This window comes from Paenibacillus camelliae, from assembly GCF_023715345.1.
Lineage (GTDB): Bacteria > Bacillota > Bacilli > Paenibacillales > Paenibacillaceae > Pristimantibacillus > Pristimantibacillus camelliae.
Window position 1 is genome coordinate 938,632 of the sequence record NZ_JAMBNY010000001.1, and the last position, 25,879, is coordinate 964,510.

The window sequence follows — 25,879 nt, forward strand, 5'->3', positions numbered from 1 at the left end:
AAAACCCTTAATAATGATCGCTACATAGACATATCCATGAAATATTGTATGATAATGCTAGAGCTGCACTTCATTTCCGCCTCGTGGTGCAGAAGCGTATCTTTCTCTCATAGTCGTACATCCTAAATGAAAGATGCGACAAATGATTAAAGGAGCTGAAAACGTTGGGCAGACAAACGAGCGCTATTGTTGAGCAATCTTTACGAATGTTAATGGAAAACAGTTCTATCTTACCACAACTAGCAGATAAAAAAAGAGAGCAGGCCTTTCAATCACTGGGAGCGATATTATCGACTCCAAATAAAACACATAAGGCTTTCCTTCGTATCACGCTAGACAGCGGGGTAGTTGTTCGAATACCAGCTTATCGCATCCAGCATAACGATGCGTTAGGACCATACAAAGGCGGCATTCGGTTTCACGAATCGGTAAATGAGGATGAAGTTACGAATTTAGCTGCGTTAATGACACTAAAAAACGCATTGCATGATGTTCCTTTTGGTGGCGGGAAAGGCGGAGTATGTATAAACCCAAGACAATACTCTGAACGTGAGCTGTATATGATCTGCAAAAAATATGTACAGTACTTTACTGACATACTTGGACCAGATAAGGATATTCCAGCACCCGATATGGGTACTAGCGAGCGCGAGATGGATTGGATGGCTGCCGAATACAAGAGCATTCATCCTGGCCAGCCATATCTCGGCAGCTTCACCGGCAAGAGCATTGCATTCGGTGGCTCGCTTGGAAGAAAAGAGGCCACCGGCAAGGGCGTTTATTTCGTATTTAAGTATATGCTGCAGCAGTATGTAAACAGTCACCTATCTGTACTTGATGCATACAATAATCCATATGTTACTACAGTAAAACGTTTTATTAATCGTCCACTTTCGATAGCGATTCAAGGCTTTGGTAATGTTGGCTCCGTCGTAGCCTCTGAGGCTTTCAAGGATAATGATGGAATGCATAAAGTCGTTGCAGTAAGCGATCGCAATGTCACGCTATATAGTGAGCAAGGACTGCCTATTGATAAGCTGCTAAGCTTCAGCAGATTGCATCAAGGCGAACTGCCTATGAACGAGCAGCAGCTGCAAGAGGCTGATGTGCAGGCAACTATACTTGATCGTGAGGCAGTTTTATATCATGACGTTGATGTGTTGTTTTTAGCGGCGCTTGAAGAGCAGATTCATCAACATAATGTTGCTAAAGTGAAAGCAAGTATTATTGTCGAAGGAGCAAACGCCCCTATCACGGGAGAGGCAGACGAGGCACTTGCCAAGCGGCATGCCATCGTAATACCTGACATACTGGCAAACGCTGGCGGAGTTATTGTTTCATACTTTGAGTGGCTGCAGGGAAGAGATACAAAGTTTTTCAGTGAAGAGCAGGTTTATGAGATGCTATTCGATAAAATGAGTACGACGCTTAATCAGGTGCTCCCGCTTTACTTCCAACAGCCCCAACAGCTGCGCCAATGCTGCTATAACCATGCAGTTATGAGATTATCAAACATATTGTACCGCCAAGGAAAACTATACTAACAATAAAAAGAAGGATAGTTCGTTACCGAACTATCCTTCTCCTTCCAAACAATTTACTTACTTGCTGGCCATTTCAGGTGTCGTCAGCTGATCGTAAAAATCAACATATTTATCCTTTTTATCCGAATTGCGCAATGCCATTGCAGATCGTGGATGCTCATCCAGCACACCAGTAACCATGTACGGAATGATGTAGCCCCATTCCACTTCCTCACGCATTGGAATCATATATTTCTCAATCATATCAAGTACTGGACGAACATTGTACTTTGTATTCTGCAATTCTGTAACAAGCAACTCTGTATTACAGTTGCCCGCAGCACGCCCCATACCATATACGGAAGCATCCAGCAGCTCTACTCCTTTGCCTGCTGCAATCAGCGTATTAGCAAAAGCTAACTGAAGGTTGTTATGCGCATGGACACCAAGACGTTTATTAGGTAGATGCTCTTGGAATTTATCAACGAGATAACTCATATCCGAAGGCTTTAGGCTTCCGTAGGAATCAACAACATATACAACATCTACAACACTTTCATTAATTAGCTTGAACGCTTCAACTAACTGGTTCTCCAGTACGTTAGATAGTGCCATAATGTTAATTGTCGTTTCATAGCCGCGGTCGTGGAAGATTTGAACAAGTTCAAGAGCCTTGTCCACATCCTGTATGTAACAGGCAACACGAATGAGATCCAGCATGCTTTCACTGCGAGGCAAGATATCATTCTCATCCACTCTACCAATATCGACAAGTGCAGACAGCTTCGTATGTCCTTTGTTAGGGATGACCTTACGTAGAAAATCATCATCTAAAAAGCGCCAAGGACCTGCAGAATCTGCTCCCTTCAGAAGCTTAGGAGAGTTTTTATAGCCGATTTCCATATAGTCCACACCAGCTTCATTCAAGCTATTATACAAATGCTGAACGAATTCAACACTGAAATCCCAATTATTTACAAGGCCACCATCACGGATCGTACAATCAACAATCTTACAATGTGTCGTTTTTGACTGCATATCTGATACTCCTTCTACTCTGAACGTCAGTTCTGTTTTTCTTACCATCATACTTGATATTGTAACATAACGCAAAATAAAAAAAATTGTGCACAAGTATAATATTGATTCGTAAATCTTATTAGAAGAACGGTTTCATTTACAAACCGGATAAAAACCCTTAAAATAAACATATATTCGCTTAATTTTTCACTAGAAAAAGCGGGGGAACCAAACGCCTTAAGGGGTGAATCCGGACTACCTATAATTACCTGTACGAAAAAGTCTGTAGAAAAGACTTTTTTCAGCAGATTAATAGGTGAACGGTAGGGCCTACTCTCTTGCCCGAACCCGACAGCTAACCTCGTCAGCGTGAAAGGAGAGATGTGCAATGTCTATTTGTCCATCGAATGATTTTCAAAATGTTCAACCTGAAGCCGCTGTGCTTCACATTCAACGGATCGAAGTTTTTGTTATCCCTGCTCTTGCAGTCGATGCCAATGGCTATCGTGTGTGCTTGAGAATTTCAAGCAATCGAGGATATGGCTGGAGTGAAATTTTTATCGATGATTCAGATATCAGCTTTCATCTCCAGGATTGGGAACATCAACTTACCCCATTTGTCGGTCCTTCCACCATTTCTAACCTTACTGAGCTAATTTCCAATACATTGAAGCAATATGAAACGTATGATCAGCGGGCTATTTATTTGTTCACCAACGCTTTACATCAATTAAACTTTTTACCTGATGGTTCCCATCAGGCTCAAGTCGATGAAGAATTAATCCTTCGGAGCCGTGCAGTTTCCTATCTTTCGTTGTACTAGACAAAATCCCCTTACCAATAAGCTAATCGTTGATTACAACGAAGCTTATGGAAGGGGATTTTACTTATTGTTTGTTACTATCTATTATGCAAATGTAAATTATTTATTTAAAGCAACGAGCCAGCCGAATGGATCTTCTACTTTGCCCTTTTGGATACCTGTAATGGTGTCGTAAATTTTCGCTGAAAGCTCGCCAGTTTTACCTTCGTTAATTACATACTTCTCATTATGATAGCTTAGTTCACCAATTGGTGAGATAACGGCAGCTGTCCCTGTGCCGAAAGCTTCCTCTAGTTTGCCGTTATGATGCGCTTCAATGAGCTCATCAATAGAAATGCGGCGCTCCTCTACAGGCACATCCCAATGTTTAAGCAGCGTAATCACTGAGTTACGAGTAATACCATCAAGGATGCTTCCGTTAAGCATCGGAGTAACGACTTTACCGTCTATTTTGAAAAAGACGTTCATGCTTCCAACTTCCTCGATGTATTTACGATGAACACCATCTAGCCATAATACTTGGGAATAGCCGCGGTCCTTCGCTTCTTCCTGTGCATTCAAACCTGCCGCATAGTTACCAGCAGTTTTCGCTTCACCTACACCACCTGCAACGGCGCGTACAAAGTGAGATTCAACATGGATTTTAACGGGATTAACCCCTTCTGCGTAATATGCACCAACTGGTGACATAATGATCATAAACAGATAGCTTAACGAAGGATTAACGCCTAATGCTGGCTCCGTCGCAATAATAAACGGACGAATATACAAGCTTGTGCCTTCAGCTGCTGGAACCCAGTCGCGATCTACATTTAGAAGCTCCATAAGACCGTTATAAGCAAGATCCTCATCAAGATGCGGAATACTTAGACGAGCATTAGATTTATTCAAACGCTCAAAGTTTTTTCTAGGACGAAACAGCTTTATGCCGTCTTCTGTGCGGTAAGCTTTCATTCCTTCAAATACCGTCTGACCGTAATGGAAAACTTTCGCTGCTGGGTCTAAAGAAATGTTCTGATAAGGAATTACTCGACCTGAATGCCATCCTTGACCCTCAGTATATTCAAGGATAAACATATGATCTGTATAGTAGTGGCCGAAACCAAGATTATTTTCGTCCGGTTTTTGCTTTAGCTGAGTCGCTTGTTCAATGATAATTTCTTGTGGCATAGTTGGTAACTCTCCTTACAATTAATATTGTTAATTGAATGATACCATGGATTGACGTATATTTATAATATCTATAAGATTACTTTGCCATACCTTTTAGGTATGGCATTTTAGAAGGGAAGCGTTCACATGGATATGCGACAGCTTAGATACTTTTTGACGATTGCTCGCGAGGGTCAAATCACACGAGCAGCTAAGCTGCTAAATATGGAGCAGCCCCCATTAAGCCGTCAGCTTAAGCAGATGGAGGACGAATTAGGGGTGAAGCTTTTCGATCGACACGGTAAAGGCTTGCAGCTGACCGATGCCGGTTTACACCTAAAAAAGCGTGCAGAGTCCCTTTACTCTCAGTTTAATGAAACCATTGAAGAAATGAAAGAGCTTGAGCAAGGTGTCCGCGGTGTTTTGTCCATTGGAGCAGTATTTTCCTGCAGCTCGCTATTACCTCGACCGATTGAGCAATATCGTAAAAAGTATCCTCAAGTCAGCTACAAAATATTAGAGGGAGATCATTACTATCTCGGTGAGCAGCTTGAAAAGCATGCGATAGATCTTGTGTTTGCCAGACTTCCCTTTGAAGCGCTGACTGATCCTAAACAGCTTGCGATTATGCCTCTCCCTTCTGACCCATTTGTCGTGATTGTACCGACAAGCTGGAAGCAATTTGAACATAAGACGAGCTTTCAGCTTGAGGAGCTCGCTCACTACCCTTTATTAACGCTCAAAACAGACCAAACGACACATATGCATGAGCAGGTTATCGCTGCTTGCCATCGTTATGGCATTGAGCCAAACATTATATGCGAATGCTCCTCTGTTGCTATCTCGATTGCATTGATAGCAGATGGACTTGGTATAGCTATGCTGCCCCGCTCCGTCATGAGCTCATTTATAGATCCACGTGTCAAGATCATTCCGTTATCACTCGATACGCTTCAGTCGGATGTCGGAATAGTTTGGCTAAAAGATCATTATGTACCAAAGCGGTCGCAGTATTTTCTTGATACGGTGAAAGAAGTTTATGGCATTGAATAAAATTAATCAATCCACCGTTTTTCGTTACATGATGCGAATGATCTACTCCTCCTGCACATAAAATGAGTTGATAAATGATGAGATGGGAGGAGTGATGTGTGATTAGTGCAGCTCCGAGGTTACTACAGACTGAATTTCAAGTGTATGTCGTTTCGATTCACTCCATTAAGCGTTATATTATGCTTGATCTCGTCGGAGGCCTTGCTTTTTTCCTAATGGGGAGGATCTTGCTCAATAGCGATCTGCTATGCATTGCCTGCAATATCATTGCCTCGCAAATGCTTCATTATATTGTTGGCGCTGCGTAACTGGTTCGTAAATAGTGAGGTTTCGGCGCTACGTAAATAGTGAGGTTTCAATTGCTGTTGTCCTCTGATTTCGGCGCTCCGTAATTAGTGAGGTTTCAATTGCTGTTGTCCTCTGATTTCTAAGAAGGGTATTTATTGTAGAAATCAGAGGACAAAGGCAACCGCTTCGCTTTTACACTCTCACTATTTACTCCGCTGGGGCACTTCTTGGGCGTCGCTTCGTTGCTAAACCTCACCTTTTACTCCGCTGGAGCGGTTGTGTGCGTTGCTTCGTCGTTAACCCCACTAGTTACTTCGCTAGGGAGTTCTATAATCAAAAAAAAGAAGCAAGCATCGGGCTGATGTGATGTTTCCCTATCGCCAGACAGAATCTGTTTGTCTAGGGAAGCTTATCATGCTCTGAATGCTTGCTTCTTTTCATTTATCTAACAGCCACTATTCAACGTTAGAAATTGAAATAGCGTTTCGCGTTATAGTAGCAAATGTTTTGTACGAGCTGGCCGAGATGCTTCTCGTCATATGGAAGCTCTCCTTGCTCTACCCATGTACCAATGACGTTACATAGGATGCGACGGAAATATTCGTGACGGGTAAAGCTTAGGAAGCTGCGAGAATCCGTTAGCATTCCGACGAATTGACCGAGTAAGCCAAAGTTGGCCAAGCTTTCAATTTGAGCGATCATGCCTTTTTTCGTATCGTTAAACCACCAAGCTGATCCAAGCTGCATTTTACCAGCAACGCCACCACCTTGGAACGCTCCAATAAGCGCAGCAAGTACTTCATTATCGTTCGCATTGAGTGAATACACGATTGTTTTAGGCAGCAGCTCTTCCTGCTCCAATGCATCAAGCAGGCCTTGAAGTGGACCCGCTACTGGTGCATCATTAATTGCATCAAAGCCATGGTCTGGACCGAGCTTCTTGAACATTCTTGTATTGTTATTGCGTGTAGGATTCATATGAAGCTGCATTGCCCAGTCGTACTTCGCATAACGCTTCGCCATATGTAAAAACGTATACGTTTTATATTGCTTTTCTTCAACGAGACTGATTGTTTCACCACGCAGCTTACGTGCATAAATATCAGCAGCCTGCTCTTTCGTCGCTTCATGATACGGAACGTAGTCCATTCCATGATCGGACACCTTGCAGCCCACCTCTTGGAAATAATCAATACGATCATCTAATGCCTTAAGCAGCGCATCATAGCTGTTCAGCTCTACACCACACACTTGCGCAAGCTTCTCAATCCACTCCAAAAAGCCTGTTTTATTAATTTCAAGCGCTTTATCTGGACGGAAGGTAGGTAATACTTGAACGTCGAAGTTCTCAAGCTCTTTTATTTTCTTATGGTATTCCAATGTATCCGTTGGATCGTCAGTTGTACAGATGACACTAACGTTGGACATTTTTATTAAATCACGTACTCGATAGTCACCTGTTGCAAGCTTTGCATTCACTTTCTCCCAAATCATCGGTGCGTTTGATTCGTTAATGATTTCATTAACACCAAAGAAACGCTGAAGCTCCAGATGAGACCAATGATATAGCGGATTGCCAATCGCTTGTGGTAACGCTGCTGTATATGCTAAGAAGCGATCGTAATCATCTACGCCTTCTCCACCAGTTACAAGCTCTTCGACCGCTCCATTCGCGCGAATGGCTCTCCATTTATAATGATCACCAGCTAGCCAAGCCTCTGTTAAGTTGGTAAAGCTTGCGTTCTCATAAATTTCCTTTGGGTCTAAATGGCAATGATAGTCAATAATGGGCATTGTCTTCGCATAGTTATGATACAACGCTTGTGCTGCATCGTTTTGCAATAGAAAATTTTCATCCAAAAATGGCTTCAATGTTTTTACACTCCTTCATTCATTCTGTATGTCTTGTTGTTCTCTTACTTACGGCCTATACAGTCATTACGTTGCACAATCTCATGCAAATCTTAGTCTAAACCATCGGAAAACTCATATAGTAATCGTTCCCCATTGCTTTTCTATTAATGCCACCTCTATGAGAGTAAAGCATTAACGTAGCTTGCTCTTGTTTGATCAAGCTCATGATAAGGAATCATTTAGATGATTATAGCATCTTTAGTCAAAAAGCGTTAGCATCCACACACGACACCTTGAATATATGCTCTTAGGAAAACTCGCTTTATATCGTATATGACCTTCGTATAGGCTATTTGAAATAAAATAATGGGTTAAACGAGAAGCGTGAATATGCTGCTCTACTTTTCAATATTTCCCGAGAAATATATAGACTGATTGCTTGAACAGATGCATAGTGCTTACCAAAGCATATTATACGGATAATATCGCTTCTCTCTCCCATGTCATGCTGACCTTGTAATGCCGTCCTTCATGATGAGCAGGAGCATTACACTTCTCCTATCTTCACTAGCGGTTCATTCATTCTCTGCTGAAGCTGCACTAAAAATTGTTCCTCATCCAATGGCAGGTCAACCCAATCATCGTTCCAAGTAGACAACAGCATCGCATTCGATAACATAAGACCCTTTATTCCTTCTTCTCCTCGCGCGAGCAATGGCTCATCATGCAATATCGCATTTACCCAGTTTTGAACAATTCCGAGATGATCTGTATGATTTCCTTGTACCGGTACATCAATAACCCAGCTTTCGGGTTTACCAAAGCTCTCTGTACAACGTGCATTATATTCTGGCTCAGATTCCCGTAATCTGCTGAATGTTAGCCTGCCATTCTCGATCACTACTTTACCTTTCGTTCCAACTACCTCATAACGATTGGTTCCTGGCGCTTCAATTGTTGTTGTAATGAACACTCCCGTACCGCCATTGTCATACTCGACGAATGCAGTAACGTCATTCTCAACTTCGATATTTCGCGCTTTGCCAAAGTAACAGAATGCACGGACTCGTTTTGGCATTAAGCTTACCGTCCACTGCCACAAATCAAGCTGGTGTGGCGCCTGATTAAGCAACACCCCTCCGCCTTCACCTTTCCAAGTTGCACGCCATGAGCCACTGTCATAATAGTACTGTGATCGGTACCAATCTGTTATTATCCAATTCGTGCGACGAATCTCACCTAATTCGCCACTATCAACCAGGTCCTTTAGCTTTTGATATAAGGGATTGGTGCGTTGGTTGTACATAATGCTAAATACGACATTACTACAAGCAGCAGCCTCATTCATCTCACGTACTTGCTTCGTATATACACCTGCAGGCTTTTCAATGAGAACATGCTTGTTATGCTTAAAGCATTCGATGGCCAGCTCAGCGTGTGAAAAATGCGGGGTACAGACAATGACTCCATCAACAACCGATGATTCTATAAGCTTCTGTGGCTGATCATAGATGATGACATGCTGAGGTAAATGCTGCTCAGCCCACTGTCTTGCAGATTCGTTCGTATCCGCTACTGCAGTTAGCTCAATCCCACTTACCTTACCTTCTAACAGATAGGACAGATGGCCTTTGCCCATATTACCTAAGCCGATAATACCGATGCGTACCTTTATCATCACAGACCTCCAGTTTGTCATGTTCTGATTCTAATGGTAGCACTTTCATTCCTACATCACTTCTCTGCAATTTATCGAAATCACCACGCCATTTAACCGTGATTGGTGTATACTTATTGCAATGATAATGTAAGAAGGAGTGAGGGGTATTGACTGTTGTACAAGCAAAACCATTTACAGTAAGCTATCTTACATCCATTCCGAGCAAGCTGGTCTATCACACTCACTATCAATATGAGATTTATTACTTTCACGAAGGGCAAGTAAGCTATCTGATTAATGATCGAATATACAAGCTAGCACCTGGCGATCTGATCCTTATGCATGGTATGACACTGCACAAGGCTTTGCTTGAAAAACAGGACGTGTACAAGCGCAGCATTATTCATTTTGATCCATTATACTTCGAAAAGCATATCCAGCCATCCTATACAAGCAATCTACTTGCACCCTTTACTCAGCTTAAGAACATACACCTCTCCTTATCAGGTGAAGCAAGAGAAGAGTGCGAAGCACTTCTAACTAAATTAGCTCAGCTAGGACAGCGAACCGACGTATATGCCTATCAAAAAAGTCATGCCGTGTTGCTTGAGTTTATGTTATTTCTCAATGAGCAATGCCAGCAGCCGATGGATAACGAACAGATGAGCAATACATCGACAAAGCAACATCATGTGCAAAATATCATTACGTATATCGAGCAGCATTACGCAAAAGAGTTGACGCTCGATCATCTGCAGCATGCCTTGCATCTTAACAAATACTATTTAAGCAAGTCATTCAAGGAAGTGACAAGAACAACGATCTTTCAATATTTACTTGAGCGAAGAATCTACGCTGCTAAGCTGCTGCTCGTGGATAGCCAAGCCAAGATAACGGATATAAGCTTGGAGGTTGGCTTTAAGCATTTAGCACACTTTTCACGAGCCTTTAAGCAAATTACCGGTGTAACGGCTGAGCAATATCGCCGCCAGAACCAAATGCTCAGCAGTTGAATGGTTGACGACAGCAATCAGCAGCTTATGCAGCTAGATATGCTTCAAGACACCATGAGGGAATATAAAGGGTGTCCTTTGTCTGGCAACGCCGACAAAGGACACCCTTTTTATCCATTTGCTATATTCTCCATGTGAATCGGCAGTTGTATATCAATTAATGTACCTTCCCCTGCCTTGCTCGTTATAAGCATCGTACCTTTGTGCTCCTCAATAATACGTGAGCTAACCATCAATCCAAGCCCAGTGCCCTTTTCCTTTGTCGTCAGAAATGGCTCTCCGATCCGTTTTTGCACGTCATCAGGCATACCTATGCCATGATCTTTAATTTTCACATGAAGCATTTGTTCCAATGGCTCAAAGCGAATCGTAATGATGACACGTCCTCCGTCCTGCATCGCTTCAATCGCATTTTTAATGACATTGATGAATACCTGCTTCAGTTGGTTTTCATTACAATGCACGTTAGGTAAATCTTGCTGCGCTTGGAAGTCTAGCTCTACTCCATATAACGCTGCTTGTGTCTCAAGAATCGATAATACACTTTGCACAATGTGGACGATATCATTAAATTGGAAAGAGCTGTAATGTGGCTTAGCTAGTGTCATAAACTCATTAACAATCAAATTAATTCGATCAATTTCTGTGCCCATAATATCGAAATAATAGCTGTGTTCGGTGTATTTGTTGCGCAGCAGCTGTGTGAAGCCTTTTAGAGCAGTAAGCGGATTACGAATCTCATGAGCAACTCCAGCAGCAAGCTGACCGATCACGGACAGCTTTTCTGATCGAACAAGACGTTCCTCATCCTGTCTGCGCTCCGTCAAATCTCTTAATATAGTAAGGATTGCTGTGCGACCTATATAATTTTCGATTTTAACGCTCGAGTGCTCAACCTCAATAACGCGATCACTTATTTTCATCTGCTGCTGCCTGAAGGGTGTCGCTTCCTCTAGAAGCAGTGCACTTTGAAAATCGAGAGCAACATCTTCACGATCCTTTACATCAAAATAGTCAAGAAAGGATTGCTCGGTTAAGCCACTGACATGACGCTTCCCTAATAGATCTAGACCATGACGATTTGCGAACACAATGGAATGATCAACAGTAATAAAGATCGGTTCAGGAATGGTCATCAGCATTCGTTGATACATTTTGGCATTGCGAATAAGCTCACGTTCTTTTTCATACTTTATCGTAACATCTTGGACGGTTGATAAGTAATATATAATGCCGTCATGTTTAATCGTTGTGCTTTTACCTTCAAAGTAAACTATAGACGAATTTTTATGCTTACCATTCCATCGAAAGATTTGGCGTTTCGTAATCTCACTATCCAGTATGCCTTCGAACGACTGAGGCAGCAGCCAATCTTCCTCTTCAATAAAGCGATCAACCTTCTGCCCAACGATTTCCTCTACAGCATACCCTAGCAGCTGTGCAAAATAAGAATTCACATAAATAAACGTGTTGTCATATACGACAAACACACCTGCAACTACATGATCCATCAGAACAGAATAAAAATTTGATTGTTCCTTTATTAATGCTTCAAATTTCATATAGCTGCTCGATTGATTGTAGGAGTATGGATACTGACGACCTGCTGCTCGATTCATAGAAGCATTTCTATTCATATCTACTGCATGATTCGAGATTTCCATCATTTCAGCCTCCTTCAAACCTATCACACTATATATATTTGCCACAAATTAGAAAAAACCTCTCAAATTGTAGAAATTCGAGAGGTTTTTTTTGGTAGCAACTATCCTTGCAGCAATAATTGCTCAGGATCTTCTAACAGTTCCTTCACCGTTGCTAGGAAACGAACAGCCTCGCTTCCATCAACAATACGATGATCATAGGATAGTGCAATGTACATCATCGGACGGTTTTCCATACGTTCTTCATCTATCGCCACAGGACGAAGTTGAATTTTATGCATTCCCAATATACCAACCTGCGGTGTGTTCAAGATGGGAGTTGAAAGCAATGAACCGAATACACCACCGTTAGTAATCGTGAAGCTACCACCTTGTAGCTCATCAAGTGTTAGCGTATTGGCACGAGCTTTTTTAGCTAGCTCAGCTATATTACGCTCGATCTCAGCAAAGCCTAGGCGATCTGCATCGCGAACAACGGGAACGACTAATCCTTCCTTCGCTGCAACGGCAATACCGATATCATAGAATTTTTTAATTACGATATCTTCTCCGTCGATCTCTGCATTAAGTAGTGGGAATTGCTTTAATGCTCCTACCACCGCTTTTGTAAAGAAAGACATAAAGCCTAGATTCACTTCATTCTTCGCAAAGAAATTTTCTTTACGGCGCTTGCGCAAATCAAGAATTGCAGTCATATCCACTTCATTGAACGTAGTTAGCATAGCTGCTGTACGTTGTGCTTCCACAAGACGCTTCGCGATTGTTGCTCTGCGACGAGACATACGCTTACGATCTACTGGCTTGCCCTCTGCAGAAACAGCAGCAGCAGGAGCTACAGTCGCTGGCTTAGGCGCAGGCGCAGTGGATTGAGGCTGATTATGTGTACGTACATTATCTGGATAGATACGACCAATTGCATCCTTGCTTTGTACTTGATTAAGATCAATGCCTTGCTCACGAGCCAGCTTACGAGCTGCTGGTGAAGCAGTTACAGCAGAAGAAGAACTGCTCTCTGCCGCTTGAACTTGCGGTGCTGGTGCTGCAGCTGCTACCGCTACTGGTTCAGCATCAGGCGCTGGTGCAGCTTGTTGTGGAGCTGCTTGTGGCTCAGCAGCTGCAGGAGCCGTTGATCCAGCACCTTCACCGATAGAACCAATCACTTCGCCTACCAATACAACCTCGCCATCGCCTTTATTAACAGAACCGATGACACCGCTTGATTCAGCACTAATTTCAATGTTTACCTTATCTGTTTCCAGCTCCAGTAGTACATCACCTTGATTTACCGTATCTCCAACTTTAACAAACCATTTTGTAATCGTTCCTTCAGAAATCGATTCTCCCAATTCTGGTACAATAATATCTGCCATGTGCTGCTACCCCCTAACAATATTCGATTCAAATGGCTGACCATTCAACGTCGTTGTAATAATTTCTTGCTGCTCTCTGACATGAACCTCTTGATGACCGCTTGCCGTACTTGCACGCTCTTGACGTCCGATGTAGCCTACGCTGACGTTTTTCGGAGCTACTGCGAGAAGCTTCGACTGCATGTACCACCAGGAGCCCATATTTTTCGGTTCCTCTTGAACCCAAATGATTTCTTCAACGCCAGGGAACAGCTTCACAATCCGTTCTACCTCAGCTTGTGGGAATGGATACAACTGCTCGATACGTGCTAGACGCAGCCAGTCATATTCAGACGGAGCAGCGGATGACATTGCTTCCTCCAGATCTACCATTACCTTACCCGTTCCGAACACTAGACGTTTCACTCTTTCACGCTGAGCTTTAGTCTCCGTTAAGCTGAACTGAGGCAGTACCGGCTTAAATGAGCCTTCGCTAAACTCCGTGCCGTGAGAAGCAACTCTAGGGTTACGAATCAAGCTTTTTGGTGCCATAAGCACTAATGGACGAACATTGTCGCTGCCAAGCATTTTCGCTTGTTTACGCAGCAAGTGGAAGTATTGTGCTGCACTCGTTAAATTGGCTACCGTCCAGTTATTGTCTGCCGACAGTTGTAGGAAGCGTTCAAGACGAGCACTTGAATGCTCTGGTCCTTGACCTTCGTAGCCATGTGGCAGCAATATAGTAATCCCTGATTTTTGTGACCATTTCGCGCGACCTGCACTAATAAATTGATCAAAGATCACTTGAGCAACGTTAGCAAAGTCACCATATTGCGCTTCCCAGATTACAAATGTTTCTGGAGCGAATACATTGTAGCCATATTCAAAGCCTAGCACTGCAGTTTCAGACAATGGCGAGTTATGGATAGCAAATGATGCCTTTGCCTGCGGTATATAATGCAATGGCGAGAATTTCTGCCCGGTTCTATTATCATTGAGAACGATATGACGATGTGAGAACGTACCACGCTCAGAATCCTGTCCAGTCATTCGAATTGGTGTACCATCGGCCAAGATCGTAGCAAATGCCAACGCCTCTGCATGCGCCCAGTCCACTTTTTCACCATCGTTCAGGCTCACCGCTCTGCGCTGTAGGATGCGCTGAAGCTTAGTATACTCTGTGAACCCTTCTGGACGGTTAAGCATCTCCAAGTTAATCTCGCGAAGCTGCTCAAGCGGTACAGATGTTTTAACATCCTCTGGAACGATAACGCCCTCTATTTTTTCGCGTTTTTCTTTTTTGCCTTCCTTTGCCTTCATGGAAGCATAAGCCTGCTGCAATACTTCAGCAGTTTTGTTGCGCAAGCCTTCAACCTGCTCCTTCGTCATCGTGTTGTTCTCTACAAGCTCATTAGCATAAATTGTACTAACTGTTGGATGATTGCGGATAAGCTTATACATGACTGGCTGTGTTCCTTCTGGATCGTCCATCTCGTTATGACCATAGCGACGATAGCCGATAAGATCGATGACAAAGCCTTTGTTGAACCGTAGACGATACTCACATGCCAATCTGACCGCAGCAAGACAAGCCTCTGGATCATCCGCATTCACGTGCACAATTGGAAGATCGAAGCCTTTAGCAAGGTCACTCGCATAATGTGTAGAGCGAGAATCTTGGCTGTTCGTTGTAAATCCAAGACGGTTGTTCGCAATAATATGAAGCGTACCGCCATTACGATATCCGTCAAGACCGTTAAAGTTTAATGTTTCAGCAACGATACCTTCTCCGATAAAGGCAGCATCACCATGAACACAGATCGTTACTGCAGCATGCTGATCCTGCTTCGGATAGCCTGGCATTGTACGATCTTCCTGCGCTGCACGCGTATAGCCTTCAACGACAGAGTTAACAAACTCCAAATGTGACGGGTTGTTGGCAAGCGTAATATTAGCTCGTACCGTTTCACCTTCATGAACAGCACGATCCGCTCCCAGATGGTACTTCACGTCCCCAGTCCATCCATAATTTAGGTTTTTAGCGCTTTCAAGTGCTTTATTAGGAGAATGATGGAATTCTGCGAAAATCTTTTCATACGGTTTGCCTAACACGTGAGTAAGAACGTTTAGACGACCGCGGTGTGCCATTCCAACCAATATATTTTGAGCTCCGTCATGCGCGACTGTACGTACGATTTCATCTAGTACAGGCACGAGCATGTCTAGCCCTTCAATTGAAAATCTTTTCTGACCTACAAAAGTTTTATGAATAAAGTTCTCGAACATTTCTACTTGCAGCAAACGTTCTAGCAAAGCTTCTTTTTCACGAGCGGATAGCGGAGCAGGGAAAGAACCAGACTCAGCTTGCTTGAATAACCATTCACGCTCTTGCTCATCATGAATATGCGTAAACTCATAGGCTGCGGAACGAGCGTATATTTCACGTAAACGTAAAATCGCTTCCCATCCATTCGTAATGTTGGATGGTGCATTATTCCAAATGAGTGACGCTGGAATTGCTTCAAGATCTTGCTTTGTTAAGCCAAAAGTTTTAGGCTCCAATAGCTTTGTATCAGCTTTTGGACTCAAGTCAAGTGGATTAATATCTGCGCCAAGATGCCCGTAACGACGTATATTCAGCATCAATTGGTGTGCAGCTACTACCTTTTGTAATAAGTTATTGTCGATCTGAATGTTGTTGCTAATTAAGGAAGCACGCGCTACCGCCTTACTGTTTGACGAATCAGTGGATTCATCAATTAATATGTCGCTAGGAGGCTCGCCCCATCGAACAAAAAGCTCACGAACGGAAGGGTCTACCAGATTCGGGTCTTGCAAATAAAGCTCGTATTGCTCTTGCACATAACCATAGTTAGGACCATAGTAGCTCTTCCAAGGAGAAGAAATGCGCTCATCATGGATGCTCATTGCAGTTTATTCCACCCTCTCTATACTTTTAGATCTTGATATTGTAATTCCGTGCTCCACGCACAATTATGGAAAAGAGAAGTTAGAAACCATGTCACAGCTTCGTAACTTCTCTATATTCTAGTACAATTATGAAAAGGCTTCAATAGCCCTTTTGGCATCGGTTTCATCGAAATAGCGTATAGATCCTCATAAAATCGAGCCTATTTAGGTTCTATCTATCTTTTTCAGCAATTAGTTCATATAATGTTCTAACCATCACGCCAGTTGCACCTTTTGGCTCCCAGCGTCTTGCCTTATTCACATAAGCTGTTCCCGCAATGTCCAAATGTACCCATGGCTTTTCTTCGACAAAATGACCAATGAACAATCCTGCTGTAATAGAGCCAGCATGGCGTCCCCCACTGTTTTTCAAATCAGCAACGTCACTTTCGATCAGTTTCTTATATTCAGCATATGCAGGAAGCTGCCATATCCGTTCTCCGCTCTTTTCGGATGCAGCTATCACTTTTTCCATCAGTGACTTGTCGTTCGTTACCGCACCTGTCGCTTCAGTGCCAAGCGCGACGAGCACTGCCCCTGTCAGGGTGGCTACGTCAACAAGCTTAGTTGCCCCTCGCTTAATGGCAGTCGTGATTCCATCCGCCAGTACTAGCCTGCCTTCTGCGTCGGTATTCACAACCTCAACCGTATGACCGCTCATCGTTCGAATGACATCGCCTGGCTTAAGTGCTCTGTCTGAAGGCATGTTTTCCGCAGTCGGAATGACAGCCAGCACATTTGCTTTCACCTTCATCGAGGCAATCGCATGAATGGCACCCAGCACTGCTGCGGCTCCCCCCATGTCCGAGATCATGTCCTCCATGCCTGCTGCGGGCTTCAGGGAAATACCTCCCGTATCAAATGTAATTCCTTTGCCAACAATTCCCCACTTTTCTTCTGATTCCGGATTTCCCTCATAATGAATGACAATCATGCGAGGTGGATTGACGCTTCCCTGCCCAACTCCAAGAAGTCCACCCATTTGTTCTTCCGCGCAGCTCCATTCATCAAGCACCTCAATATCGAGTTCAAGCTTTTGCGCAACTTCCTCTGCATAAAAAGCGAGTCGTTCAGGCGTAAGTTCATTGCCAGACATGTTTGTTAAATCTCGTGCAAGCTTTACACTTTCCGTCATATATTCTGCTTCCTGAACAGCAGCTTCAATGATTGATTTGTGTCCAAGCTGTTCATCATTTAGTACAAAGCTAATTTGTTGAACTTCAAACAAAGATTGCTCTTGTTTTTTCAATACTTGTCGACCAATAAGCGTCAGCTTAAGCCCTTCTAGCATACATTTTACTGCGCGTTCAATGCCGGCTTGCTGTAAAACTCTAGAAACAGCAGCTGAGCTAATATCGATGGCTAGCGTATTCAGCTTGTTGCTTTTTACTTTCCCAGCAGCCTGAGCAAATGCTTCGCGCAGCTCAGTAGCTGCTTCATCGATCACTGTGATCACGACCATCTGCTGCGGAAGCAAGCCTAGTGTTGCTACAGCTGCTGTATTACCAGTCTTTGCTTTCAAAATTCCACTGCTAAGCATTTGCTGCAGCTGTTTATCGATTGCAGGCTGTATGAATGGTTGGCCTTCCTTAAGTGCTTCCAATTCTGAAGCCGTTACCGGTACAATTAGTCCTTCGGCTTCTGGAGCTATTTCTTCATATTTATATGTAGTCAACATTATCCCTCCTGCAGGTTATTACCAATTACTCGCAATCTGCGACATTGTTTATTGTAAGCTTTCTCGTTCAATAAGGCAATTTGACACCAATAACGGATGAAAACATCATCATCAATATATGTAGATTAACACAAACTTATATTATCATTTATAAATGGAATCATAGCAATTTATGCTCGAGCATTTGTACTTTGAGCTGACTGACTTCAGATCAAATGCTTCATGCCAGTACGCTATATTTGTAGATTGTAATGCTTCATCGAAGCTGATCGTTAGCCTATTAATATAAAAAAGCACCACGGTTATATGACCGTGATGCTCTTCATCATCATTTATTATTTTTTCATTGCCGCAATGATTAGATCACCCATAGCTGTTGTGCCGACAGCTTTGCTCTTATCGACTGCGATATCTCCAGTACGATGACCTGCATCAAGAACTTCTTTCACTGCATCTTCGATGGATTGCGCTGCATCGTGGTAACCGAAAGTTAAACGGAACATCAATGCTACGGAAAGAATCGTTGCAATTGGATTAGAGATGCCTTGACCTGCAATGTCAGGTGCAGAGCCGTGAACTGGCTCGTATAGACCAAAGCTTCCTTCACCTAGAGAAGCAGAGGATAGCATACCGATAGAGCCTGTAAGCATCGCAGCTTCATCTGATAGAATGTCACCAAACATGTTCTCAGTAACGATAACATCAAAGCTTGAAGGACGACGAAGCAATTGCATCGCACAGTTATCAACAAGCACGTGCTCTAGCTCAACCTCAGGATACTCAGCAGCTACACGAATAACAACTTCTCTCCATAAGCGAGATGTTTCAAGAACATTTGCTTTATCTACAGAAGCAAGACGTTTGCTGCGAGTCATCGCAATATCAAATGCTTGACGAACGATACGCTCTACTTCTTTTTCGTTGTAAACGCAAGTATCGATCGCTTCTTGACCGTTCTCTGTATCACGACGGGATTTTTCTCCGAAGTAGATCCCACCTGTCAATTCACGAACAACGATAAGGTCCGTACCTTCTAGCACTTCTGGCTTAAGCGTAGAAGCATCCTTCAAGCAATCAAATACGTTAGCAGGACGAATGTTAGAGAACAAGCCTAGCGCTTTACGAATACCTAGCAGTCCTGTTTCGGGACGAAGTGCTGCTGGATTGCTGTCCCATTTCGGACCGCCAACTGCACCTAGTAGTACAGCATCTGATGCAAGACAAAGATCCAATGTTTCCTGTGGAAGTGGAGTTCCTTTTTCATCAATCGCGATTCCACCAAATAGAGCTTGTTCCGTTTCAAATTTATATCCAAATAGCTCTTCTGTTTTTTTCAAAACTTTAAGTGCTTCTCCTACAACCTCAGGACCAATGCCGTCTCCGCCAAGAACAGCAATTTTTTTTACTTCAGACATGTATGACACTCCTCATCTTTATTAGTTCATCACCTTCATGCTCATCGGCAATGCAACTTACGATATTATTTAACCCTATTATAACTCGAAACTGCTAGGCTTGACTAAGATATAAAAGCTATTGACATTATAGGTTTCAACTATAAAGCGTCTACAGGCCTTCGTTAATAGCAGACTACAATTATAAACGCCCAGCAGTCTGTGCATCTGCACAATCTGCTGGGCGTCTAGGTTCATGCTATACCATAATCAATGAAATTGATTATTTTTTGATCCAGTGCATCAATTCGCGTAATTGTTTACCTGTCTCTTCGATCGGATGAGCAGCTTCATTACGACGAGTCGCGTTCATCATTGCAAAACCAGATTGGTTTTCAAGGATGAAGTCACGAGCGAAACGACCAGCTTGAATGTCTTCAAGAACGCGTTTCATTTCTTTCTTCGTTTCGTCAGTAACGATACGAGGACCAGTTACATAGTCACCGTACTCAGCTGTGTTGGAGATGGAATCACGCATAGTAGCTAGTCCACCTTCATACATCAAGTCAACGATAAGCTTAAGCTCATGTAGACATTCGAAGTATGCCATTTCTGGAGCATAACCAGCTTCTACTAGTGTTTCAAAACCAGCTTTAACTAGTGCAGTTGCACCACCGCAAAGAACAGCTTGCTCACCGAATAGGTCAGTTTCTGTTTCTTCTTTGAATGTTGTTTCGATAACGCCCGCACGAGTACAGCCGATACCTTTTGCATAAGCTAGACCAAGCTCTTTCGCTTTACCAGTAGCATCTTGGTAGATTGCGATTAGACCTGGAACACCAAAGCCTTCTTCATATGTGCGACGAACCATGTGACCTGGAGATTTAGGAGCAACTAGGAATACGTCTTTGTCTGCAGATGGCTTAATTTGTCCAAAGTGAACGTTGAAGCCGTGAGAGAACATAAGAGCTGCGCCGTCTTTAAGGTTTGGTTCGATTTCTTCTTTATAAACACGTGCTTGTGTTTCGTCTGGAAGAAGGATCTGAACGATGTCAGCAATTTTAGTAGCTTCAGCTACAGTTAGAACTTCAAAGCCGTCTTTTTTAGCCACATCAGCAGATTTACCAGGACGAAGTCCGATAATAACTTTCGCACCGCTGTCGCGAAGGTTTTGAGCTTGAGCATGACCTTGGCTACCATAACCGATAACCGCAATTGTTTTTCCATCTAGTACGCTGAAATTAGCGTCTTTTTCATAATACAATGTAACTGCCATTCTATAATTGCCTCCTTTAAGTTGACCCTTTTGAACGGGTATGTAAGAAAGAGAGCCGTCTCCCTCTTACATCCCCGTTCAAAAGGCATTAGTTTCATTCTACCAGTTTTCACTAGAGTTTAATATAGTACTTCAGCGCTTCGTCAATTTCTCTAACGCTCGAACCTTCCTTCGTCAGGAGGTCGCTTTTATAGAAATTGACTCCGCTACAACGCATTACTTCGTAATCAACATCGTATTTTTGAACTACCTCTTCAATAAAGGTTCAAATATTCGGCTTTCAGGACCAAGAAGATGGAGAGCTACTAGAAAGCGAGGAGCGCAGCGTAGGTACTTACTACGTGAGCACCGAAGCTTTCGGTAGTGCTCCATATTCGACGCCGACTAAGCTACAACGAATAAACGTCGTCATCAAAGTCGGATATTTGAACTTCCTCTTCAATATTACTTTTGATTGCCGCGATTTAGGGCTGTAACCCCTGTACGTGAAATCTCACGAATCCCGTACGGTTTTAGCAGCTCGATCATCGCATCGATTTTCTCAGTGTCACCAACCACTTGAACCGTTAAAGTATGAGTGGATATATCAATGACAGACGCACGGAATGTATCGACAACACCTAGAATTTCAGGACGAGCGGTATGTTCAGCTTGTACTTTAATTAAAGCAAGCTCACGAGATACCATAGGATTGGCACTCAGATCAATAACTTTAATGACATCAATCAGCTTATATAGCTGCTTCGTAATTTGTTCAAGCGTATGGTCATCGCCAGAAGTGACGATAACCATACGAGATAGTCCAACCTCTTCCGAGGCACCAACCGTAATACTTTCAATATTGAATCCACGTCTTCCAAACAGACCAGCTACACGTTGCAGAACGCCTGGCTGATCGTTAACAATTACTGCGATCGTATGCTTCATCATTCTGCATCCCCCATAATCATTTGATCAATCGTGCTGCCTTGAGCAACCATTGGATATACGTTCTCGTCACGACGCACTACAAATTCGACTACGGCCGGGCCAGGGTGATTCATCGCATCTTCCCATACTTGACGTGCCTCATCCTTGTTGGATGCGCGGAAGCCTTTAACACCATACGCTTCAGCAAGCTTTACAAAGTCTGGGCTGCCAGCAAGGTCGATATGACTGAAGCGATTCTCATGAATGAGCTCCTGCCATTGACGCACCATACCAAGCACTTGGTTGTTTAAGATAACAACCTTAACTGGAATGTTGTTAATTGCACAAATCGCTAGCTCCTGAGCACACATTTGCATACCACCATCACCGTTGATTGAAACAACGAGACGATCTGGATTAGCCATTTGCGCACCAATTGCAGATGGGAAGCCGAAGCCCATCGTACCTAGACCACCGGAGGTTACCCAAGAACGCGGCTTGTTGAATTTATAGTATTGAGCAGCCCACATCTGATGCTGACCAACGTCAGTCGTTACGATTGCATCACCGTTAGTTGTCTCATGAATCATCTCAACAACCCATTGCGGCTTAAGCTCATCATCAGAATCAATATACTTGAACGGATGTGCCGTTTTTGATGCCATCACTTCGCTTCTCCACTCATCAGCAAGCTCAGCTCGTTCAGCAACCTGATTAGCTACCTCTAACACTGTTTTTACATCGCCTACAATTGGAATATCCGCATGTACGTTTTTACCAATTTCAGCTGGATCGATATCAATATGCACGATCTTTGCAAGTGGAGCAAAGCCTGACAGCTTACCTGTTACGCGATCATCGAAGCGCGCACCAATGTTAATTAGCAAGTCTGCTTTTTGCAGGGATGTGTTTGCCGTGTACGTACCATGCATACCTGGCATACCAAGCCAAAGATCATGACCACTCGGGAAGCCACCAAGGCCAAGTAGTGTTGTCGTAATCGGAATTTCGGTTTTTGTAACAAATTCCAGAAGCTCCTCATGTGCACCGGAGTATACAACTCCGCCACCTGCCAATATAATTGGACGCTTTGCTTCTTTGATTGCTTTAATCATTTTGTCTACTTGAAGCTTATTCGGTGATACAGTTGGATTGTAGCCGCGAATGTTCACATCCGTTACTGGCTCAAACAAAGTTTTAGCAGCTGAAACATCCTTCGGTATATCGATTAGCACTGGGCCTTTACGTCCAGTATTCGCAATGTGAAACGCCTCATGAATAATACGTGGCAGATCCTCTACGTTACGAACGAGATAGCTGTGCTTAGTAATTGGCATTGTAATTCCTGTAATATCAGCCTCTTGGAAAGCATCGGTACCAATCAATGTACTCATAACATTACCTGTTATTACTACAAGAGGTACTGAATCCATATATGCGGTAGCAATACCTGTAACAAGGTTCGTTGCACCAGGTCCTGATGTCGCGATACATACGCCTACTTTTCCGCTTGCACGTGCATAGCCGTCTGCAGCATGTATTGCACCTTGTTCATGTCTTGTAAGTAAATGGTTGAAATCGGTATTCCCATGCATCGCATCATAAATATATAGCACTGCGCCACCTGGATACCCGAACACACAATCTACACCTTCAAGCAATAGACTGCGCAATAAAATTTCAGAGCCCGAAATCACTTCCGGCTTTGAAAATTTCTCAATTAGCTCTGCTCTTGACTTCGTAATGACATTTGTTGTTGCCATCAGTAATCCTCCTCTCAAAAACAAAAAAACCTTTCATCCGCTGACACTGTTCACATTGAAAGTGTTCAGGGACGAAAGGTTGATCTTCCGTGGTACCACCCATATTCGCTATCTATCTTGCGATAAATAACCTTTGCAGGTCGGAAAGCATGCATAAAAACACATAACAAATCCTACCTTTAGCACTTTAACGCTTGCCCTGCGACTCTCCCTAATGGGCTTAACTGTTCAGGAGAATAGCTCCGAGGTGACTCGTACAAAGGGATTCCGGTGTTGGTCTCAGCTAATCCAACACTCTCTGAGCAGTAGAGCCCTCATACTTCTTCCTCATCGATGCCGATTATTATTCACTGGATATATTATAAATATGCAGCGGATTTACTTTTCATCATTATAAGACGATTCATGGGAAACGTCAACCGTCACTTTTGTTAGTTTAGGATTAAACTTCTGTTTTTATACATAAACCGCTCGTCCTCTTCCTCGGCCATATCGACCATGTCGGTATCCGTGGCGTCCATGGCGTCTATGTCGACAGTTACACCCTCTGTTACAAGGTATACCACAGCATCGCTTAAAGCAGCGTCCGCCAAAGCCTGCACCCCAAGCACCGCCCCAGAAAGCGGCTAAGCCAACGAACACAATGCCAGCTAAAAACAATCCGATAATCCAGTTACTTTCCACCCGTTTTCCTTTATTTTTTTTTATTGGCTTAATATACGCTCTCTCGTTATCAATCGCGACAAGCTTTCCCTTTACGATGGATCCGTCCTTCTGTCTAACATGAATATATTGCCCGATATAGTTCTTTAAATTAGTCTTACGAATCGCTTGAATCCTACTCACTTTTACACACCTCCTTCACGTTATACACTATTGTATGTGGAGGTGAGTGGACAGGAATGTATGTATGTCCCTATTAAAACAAAAAGGCACTGTGTTTGTCCCTTAGAACATACACAGTGCCAATATTTTACACGATCTGCCCTATAGGCATGCATCGTGCTTATTCATATGCAGTTTATTAACTTATGCGCTTAGCTTTGCTTTTGCAACAGAAGCAAGTTGGTTGAAAGAAGCAATATCGTTAACTGCTAGATCAGCTAGCATTTTGCGGTTAACTTCAACGCCTGCAAGCTTCAAGCCATGCATAAATTTGCTGTAGGAAAGACCGTTAATACGAGCTGCCGCATTAATACGAACGATCCAAAGTCTGCGGAAGTCACGTTTTTTGTTACGACGGTCGCGGTAAGCGTACATAAGAGACTTACCAACTTGCTCCTTAGCCGTTTTAAATAAACGGTGTTTGGAACCGAAATAACCTTTAGCTAATTTAAGAATTCTTTTACGACGACGTGTGCGGACAAATCCGCCCTTAACTCTTGCCATGAATAGAAACCTCCTGTAGATATAATCAAATTAGAATTATTTTAGATTAGACAGACCTTGCTGAATACGACGAACGTCGCCAGCTGCCATTAGTGGTTGACCAGCAAGAACGCGCTTTTGACGTCCAGACTTGTGGGAAAGCAAGTGGTTTCTATATGCTTTATAGCGTTTCACTTTACCTGTTCCAGTAATTTTGAAGCGGTCCTTAAGACTGCTATGTGTTTTCATTTTAGGCATTTGTGTTTCCTCCTTAAAAGTAATTGAACAGCTTAGCTGCCACTTTTTGGTGCCAAAATCATAATCATGCTCCGACCTTCAAGCTTAGGAGCGCGCTCAACATTGCATATTTCGGCAACCTCAGATGCTAAACGATTTAGGATGCGTTGACCAATATCCGCATGTGTAATTTCGCGACCACGGAAACGTACGGAAGCCTTCACCTTGTCTCCATCCTTCAAGAACTTTACAACATTGCGATATTTTGTTTGGTAGTCATGTTCCTCGATATTAGCGCGGAACCATACTTCCTTAACATCCACAACTTTTTGGTTTTTGCGAGCTTCTTTCTCTTTCTTCTGCTGCTCATAACGGAATTTACCGTAGTCCATGATGCGACATACTGGTGGTTTTGCTGTTGGAGCAACATTAACAAGATCGAGATTCATATCAACCGCCATTTGCAATGCTTCACGTAGCGGTTTAATACCAAGTTGTTCACTCTCTGGTCCGACTAGTCGAACCTCTCTTGCGCGGATATCGTCATTGATTTGATGATCTTTACTAATTGTGCTACACCTCCTGAATTTTATCAAAATGCTTGGCTTATTCTTCTATTTTACATAAAAATAGATTATAGCGTAAGCATAGCATAGTTTGCACAAAATAAAAAATGCGGGCTCAGCAGAACCCGCATCAATAAACGTAATGTATTCATAAAACATATTACAATCATATGTTCATTATGCATTCGTTCATCGCATAACCAGTCAACCCAAGTCGAACAGGTGAGAAGCGGGTGCTTCTTCTTGTGCAATGTATTGTCATTAAGACACCTTAGTTAATATAGCATGCATAAAACTGATTGTCAATGCTAGATTAACA

21 protein-coding genes, 1 riboswitch and 1 other annotated feature are annotated in these 25,879 nt (G+C 43.0%); of the genes, 5 read left to right on the forward strand and 16 right to left on the reverse strand.

Going from position 1 to position 25,879, the window contains the following annotated elements:
• Positions 1-164: 164 nt before the first annotated feature.
• Positions 165-1,544, forward strand: coding sequence for a Glu/Leu/Phe/Val family dehydrogenase (locus tag M3180_RS04325; RefSeq protein WP_251666052.1), 1,380 nt, complete (start codon positions 165-167; stop codon positions 1,542-1,544).
• A 57-nt stretch (positions 1,545-1,601) separates the two neighbouring features.
• Here M3180_RS04325 and M3180_RS04330 read toward each other — a convergent pair whose 3' ends face one another.
• Positions 1,602-2,561 carry an aldolase catalytic domain-containing protein gene (locus tag M3180_RS04330; protein WP_251666053.1) on the reverse strand — a complete coding sequence of 320 codons (960 nt, stop codon included), beginning with the start codon at positions 2,559-2,561 and terminating at the stop codon, positions 1,602-1,604.
• A 168-nt stretch (positions 2,562-2,729) separates the two neighbouring features.
• A riboswitch (cyclic di-AMP (ydaO/yuaA leader) is annotated at positions 2,730-2,928 on the forward strand.
• A 3-nt stretch (positions 2,929-2,931) separates the two neighbouring features.
• On the opposite strand from M3180_RS04330, the gene M3180_RS04335 reads away from it, so the two are divergent.
• Entirely contained in the window at positions 2,932-3,366 is a 435-nt protein-coding gene (locus M3180_RS04335; protein WP_251666054.1) for a hypothetical protein, read from the forward strand.
• 99 nt (positions 3,367-3,465) lie between these two features.
• On the opposite strand, the gene M3180_RS04340 is transcribed toward M3180_RS04335, so the two are convergent.
• Complete coding sequence (locus M3180_RS04340; protein WP_251666055.1) at positions 3,466-4,536, reverse strand: branched-chain amino acid aminotransferase; 1,071 nt, start codon at positions 4,534-4,536, stop codon at positions 3,466-3,468.
• A gap of 129 nt (positions 4,537-4,665) precedes the next feature.
• Here M3180_RS04340 and M3180_RS04345 point away from each other — a divergent pair, with 129 nt between their 5' ends.
• Both M3180_RS04345 and M3180_RS04350 read left to right on the forward strand, forming a co-directional pair.
• A complete protein-coding gene (locus M3180_RS04345) occupies positions 4,666-5,571 on the forward strand; it encodes a LysR family transcriptional regulator (RefSeq protein WP_251666056.1) in 906 nt (301 codons plus the stop codon).
• 98 nt (positions 5,572-5,669) lie between these two features.
• Positions 5,670-5,879 carry a hypothetical protein gene (locus M3180_RS04350; RefSeq protein ID WP_251666057.1) on the forward strand — a complete coding sequence of 70 codons (210 nt, stop codon included), beginning with the start codon at positions 5,670-5,672 and terminating at the stop codon, positions 5,877-5,879.
• 445 nt (positions 5,880-6,324) lie between these two features.
• Here M3180_RS04350 and uxaC read toward each other — a convergent pair whose 3' ends face one another.
• Positions 6,325-7,731, reverse strand: coding sequence for a glucuronate isomerase (gene uxaC / locus M3180_RS04355; protein ID WP_251666058.1), 1,407 nt, complete (start codon positions 7,729-7,731; stop codon positions 6,325-6,327).
• A gap of 529 nt (positions 7,732-8,260) precedes the next feature.
• Positions 8,261-9,391 (reverse strand): Gfo/Idh/MocA family protein, encoded by a 1,131-nt coding sequence (locus tag M3180_RS04360; protein ID WP_251666059.1) that lies wholly within the window; start codon positions 9,389-9,391, stop codon positions 8,261-8,263.
• Positions 9,392-9,540: 149 nt separating this feature from the next.
• Here M3180_RS04360 and M3180_RS04365 point away from each other — a divergent pair, with 149 nt between their 5' ends.
• A complete protein-coding gene (locus M3180_RS04365; RefSeq protein WP_251666060.1) occupies positions 9,541-10,386 on the forward strand; it encodes a helix-turn-helix transcriptional regulator in 846 nt (281 codons plus the stop codon).
• Between the two features lie 110 nt (positions 10,387-10,496).
• Here M3180_RS04365 and M3180_RS04370 read toward each other — a convergent pair whose 3' ends face one another.
• The 12 genes from M3180_RS04370 to infC all read right to left on the reverse strand — a co-directional run bounded on the left by M3180_RS04370 (position 10,497) and on the right by infC (position 25,587).
• The gene (locus M3180_RS04370; RefSeq protein WP_251666061.1) at positions 10,497-12,053 is read right to left on the reverse strand and encodes an ATP-binding protein; all 1,557 of its coding nucleotides are present in this window, start codon (positions 12,051-12,053) and stop codon (positions 10,497-10,499) included.
• A 98-nt stretch (positions 12,054-12,151) separates the two neighbouring features.
• Positions 12,152-13,420 (reverse strand): 2-oxoglutarate dehydrogenase complex dihydrolipoyllysine-residue succinyltransferase, encoded by a 1,269-nt coding sequence (odhB, locus tag M3180_RS04375; RefSeq protein WP_251666062.1) that lies wholly within the window; start codon positions 13,418-13,420, stop codon positions 12,152-12,154.
• A 6-nt stretch (positions 13,421-13,426) separates the two neighbouring features.
• Positions 13,427-16,327 (reverse strand): 2-oxoglutarate dehydrogenase E1 component, encoded by a 2,901-nt coding sequence (locus M3180_RS04380; RefSeq protein ID WP_251666063.1) that lies wholly within the window; start codon positions 16,325-16,327, stop codon positions 13,427-13,429.
• Positions 16,328-16,541: 214 nt separating this feature from the next.
• On the reverse strand, positions 16,542-18,047 hold the full coding sequence (locus M3180_RS04385; RefSeq protein WP_251666064.1) for a leucyl aminopeptidase: 1,506 nt from the start codon (positions 18,045-18,047) through the stop codon (positions 16,542-16,544).
• A 335-nt stretch (positions 18,048-18,382) separates the two neighbouring features.
• A complete protein-coding gene (gene leuB, locus M3180_RS04390) occupies positions 18,383-19,462 on the reverse strand; it encodes a 3-isopropylmalate dehydrogenase (RefSeq protein ID WP_251666065.1) in 1,080 nt (359 codons plus the stop codon).
• Positions 19,463-19,724: 262 nt separating this feature from the next.
• Complete coding sequence (ilvC, locus tag M3180_RS04395) at positions 19,725-20,717, reverse strand: ketol-acid reductoisomerase (protein WP_251666066.1); 993 nt, start codon at positions 20,715-20,717, stop codon at positions 19,725-19,727.
• 444 nt (positions 20,718-21,161) lie between these two features.
• On the reverse strand, positions 21,162-21,647 hold the full coding sequence (ilvN, locus tag M3180_RS04400) for an acetolactate synthase small subunit (RefSeq protein ID WP_251666067.1): 486 nt from the start codon (positions 21,645-21,647) through the stop codon (positions 21,162-21,164).
• The gene (ilvB, locus tag M3180_RS04405; protein WP_251666068.1) at positions 21,644-23,389 is read right to left on the reverse strand and encodes a biosynthetic-type acetolactate synthase large subunit; all 1,746 of its coding nucleotides are present in this window, start codon (positions 23,387-23,389) and stop codon (positions 21,644-21,646) included. Before ilvB ends, ilvN begins: the two co-directional genes overlap by 4 nt.
• 456 nt (positions 23,390-23,845) lie before the next feature.
• A complete protein-coding gene (locus M3180_RS04410; RefSeq protein WP_251666069.1) occupies positions 23,846-24,235 on the reverse strand; it encodes a hypothetical protein in 390 nt (129 codons plus the stop codon).
• Positions 24,236-24,418: 183 nt separating this feature from the next.
• Positions 24,419-24,778: a 50S ribosomal protein L20 gene (gene rplT, locus M3180_RS04415; RefSeq protein WP_251666070.1), complete on the reverse strand. Its 360-nt coding sequence runs from the start codon at positions 24,776-24,778 to the stop codon at positions 24,419-24,421.
• 36 nt (positions 24,779-24,814) lie between these two features.
• Entirely contained in the window at positions 24,815-25,015 is a 201-nt protein-coding gene (rpmI, locus tag M3180_RS04420) for a 50S ribosomal protein L35 (RefSeq protein WP_251666071.1), read from the reverse strand.
• Positions 25,016-25,047: 32 nt separating this feature from the next.
• On the reverse strand, positions 25,048-25,587 hold the full coding sequence (gene infC / locus M3180_RS04425; protein WP_251666358.1) for a translation initiation factor IF-3: 540 nt from the start codon (positions 25,585-25,587) through the stop codon (positions 25,048-25,050).
• A 68-nt stretch (positions 25,588-25,655) separates the two neighbouring features.
• Positions 25,656-25,811, reverse strand: a sequence feature (ribosomal protein L20 leader region).
• Positions 25,812-25,879 lie beyond the last annotated feature (68 nt).

What these genes read in the sequence shown, in the direction of transcription:
- M3180_RS04330 (WP_251666053.1), bottom strand. Translation starts at nt 2,561, where the DNA reads ATGCAGTCAAAAACGACACATTGTAAGATTGTTGATTGTACGATCCGT.
- M3180_RS04335 (WP_251666054.1), top strand. Translation starts at nt 2,932, where the DNA reads ATGTCTATTTGTCCATCGAATGATTTTCAAAATGTTCAACCTGAAGCC.
- M3180_RS04340 (WP_251666055.1), bottom strand. Translation starts at nt 4,536, where the DNA reads ATGCCACAAGAAATTATCATTGAACAAGCGACTCAGCTAAAGCAAAAA.
- M3180_RS04345 (WP_251666056.1), top strand. Translation starts at nt 4,666, where the DNA reads ATGGATATGCGACAGCTTAGATACTTTTTGACGATTGCTCGCGAGGGT.
- M3180_RS04360 (WP_251666059.1), bottom strand. Translation starts at nt 9,391, where the DNA reads ATGATAAAGGTACGCATCGGTATTATCGGCTTAGGTAATATGGGCAAA.
- M3180_RS04370 (WP_251666061.1), bottom strand. Translation starts at nt 12,053, where the DNA reads ATGATGGAAATCTCGAATCATGCAGTAGATATGAATAGAAATGCTTCT.
- odhB (WP_251666062.1), bottom strand. Translation starts at nt 13,420, where the DNA reads ATGGCAGATATTATTGTACCAGAATTGGGAGAATCGATTTCTGAAGGA.
- M3180_RS04380 (WP_251666063.1), bottom strand. Translation starts at nt 16,327, where the DNA reads ATGAGCATCCATGATGAGCGCATTTCTTCTCCTTGGAAGAGCTACTAT.
- M3180_RS04385 (WP_251666064.1), bottom strand. Translation starts at nt 18,047, where the DNA reads ATGTTGACTACATATAAATATGAAGAAATAGCTCCAGAAGCCGAAGGA.
- leuB (WP_251666065.1), bottom strand. Translation starts at nt 19,462, where the DNA reads ATGTCTGAAGTAAAAAAAATTGCTGTTCTTGGCGGAGACGGCATTGGT.
- ilvC (WP_251666066.1), bottom strand. Translation starts at nt 20,717, where the DNA reads ATGGCAGTTACATTGTATTATGAAAAAGACGCTAATTTCAGCGTACTA.
- ilvN (WP_251666067.1), bottom strand. Translation starts at nt 21,647, where the DNA reads ATGATGAAGCATACGATCGCAGTAATTGTTAACGATCAGCCAGGCGTT.
- ilvB (WP_251666068.1), bottom strand. Translation starts at nt 23,389, where the DNA reads ATGGCAACAACAAATGTCATTACGAAGTCAAGAGCAGAGCTAATTGAG.
- rplT (WP_251666070.1), bottom strand. Translation starts at nt 24,778, where the DNA reads ATGGCAAGAGTTAAGGGCGGATTTGTCCGCACACGTCGTCGTAAAAGA.
- rpmI (WP_251666071.1), bottom strand. Translation starts at nt 25,015, where the DNA reads ATGCCTAAAATGAAAACACATAGCAGTCTTAAGGACCGCTTCAAAATT.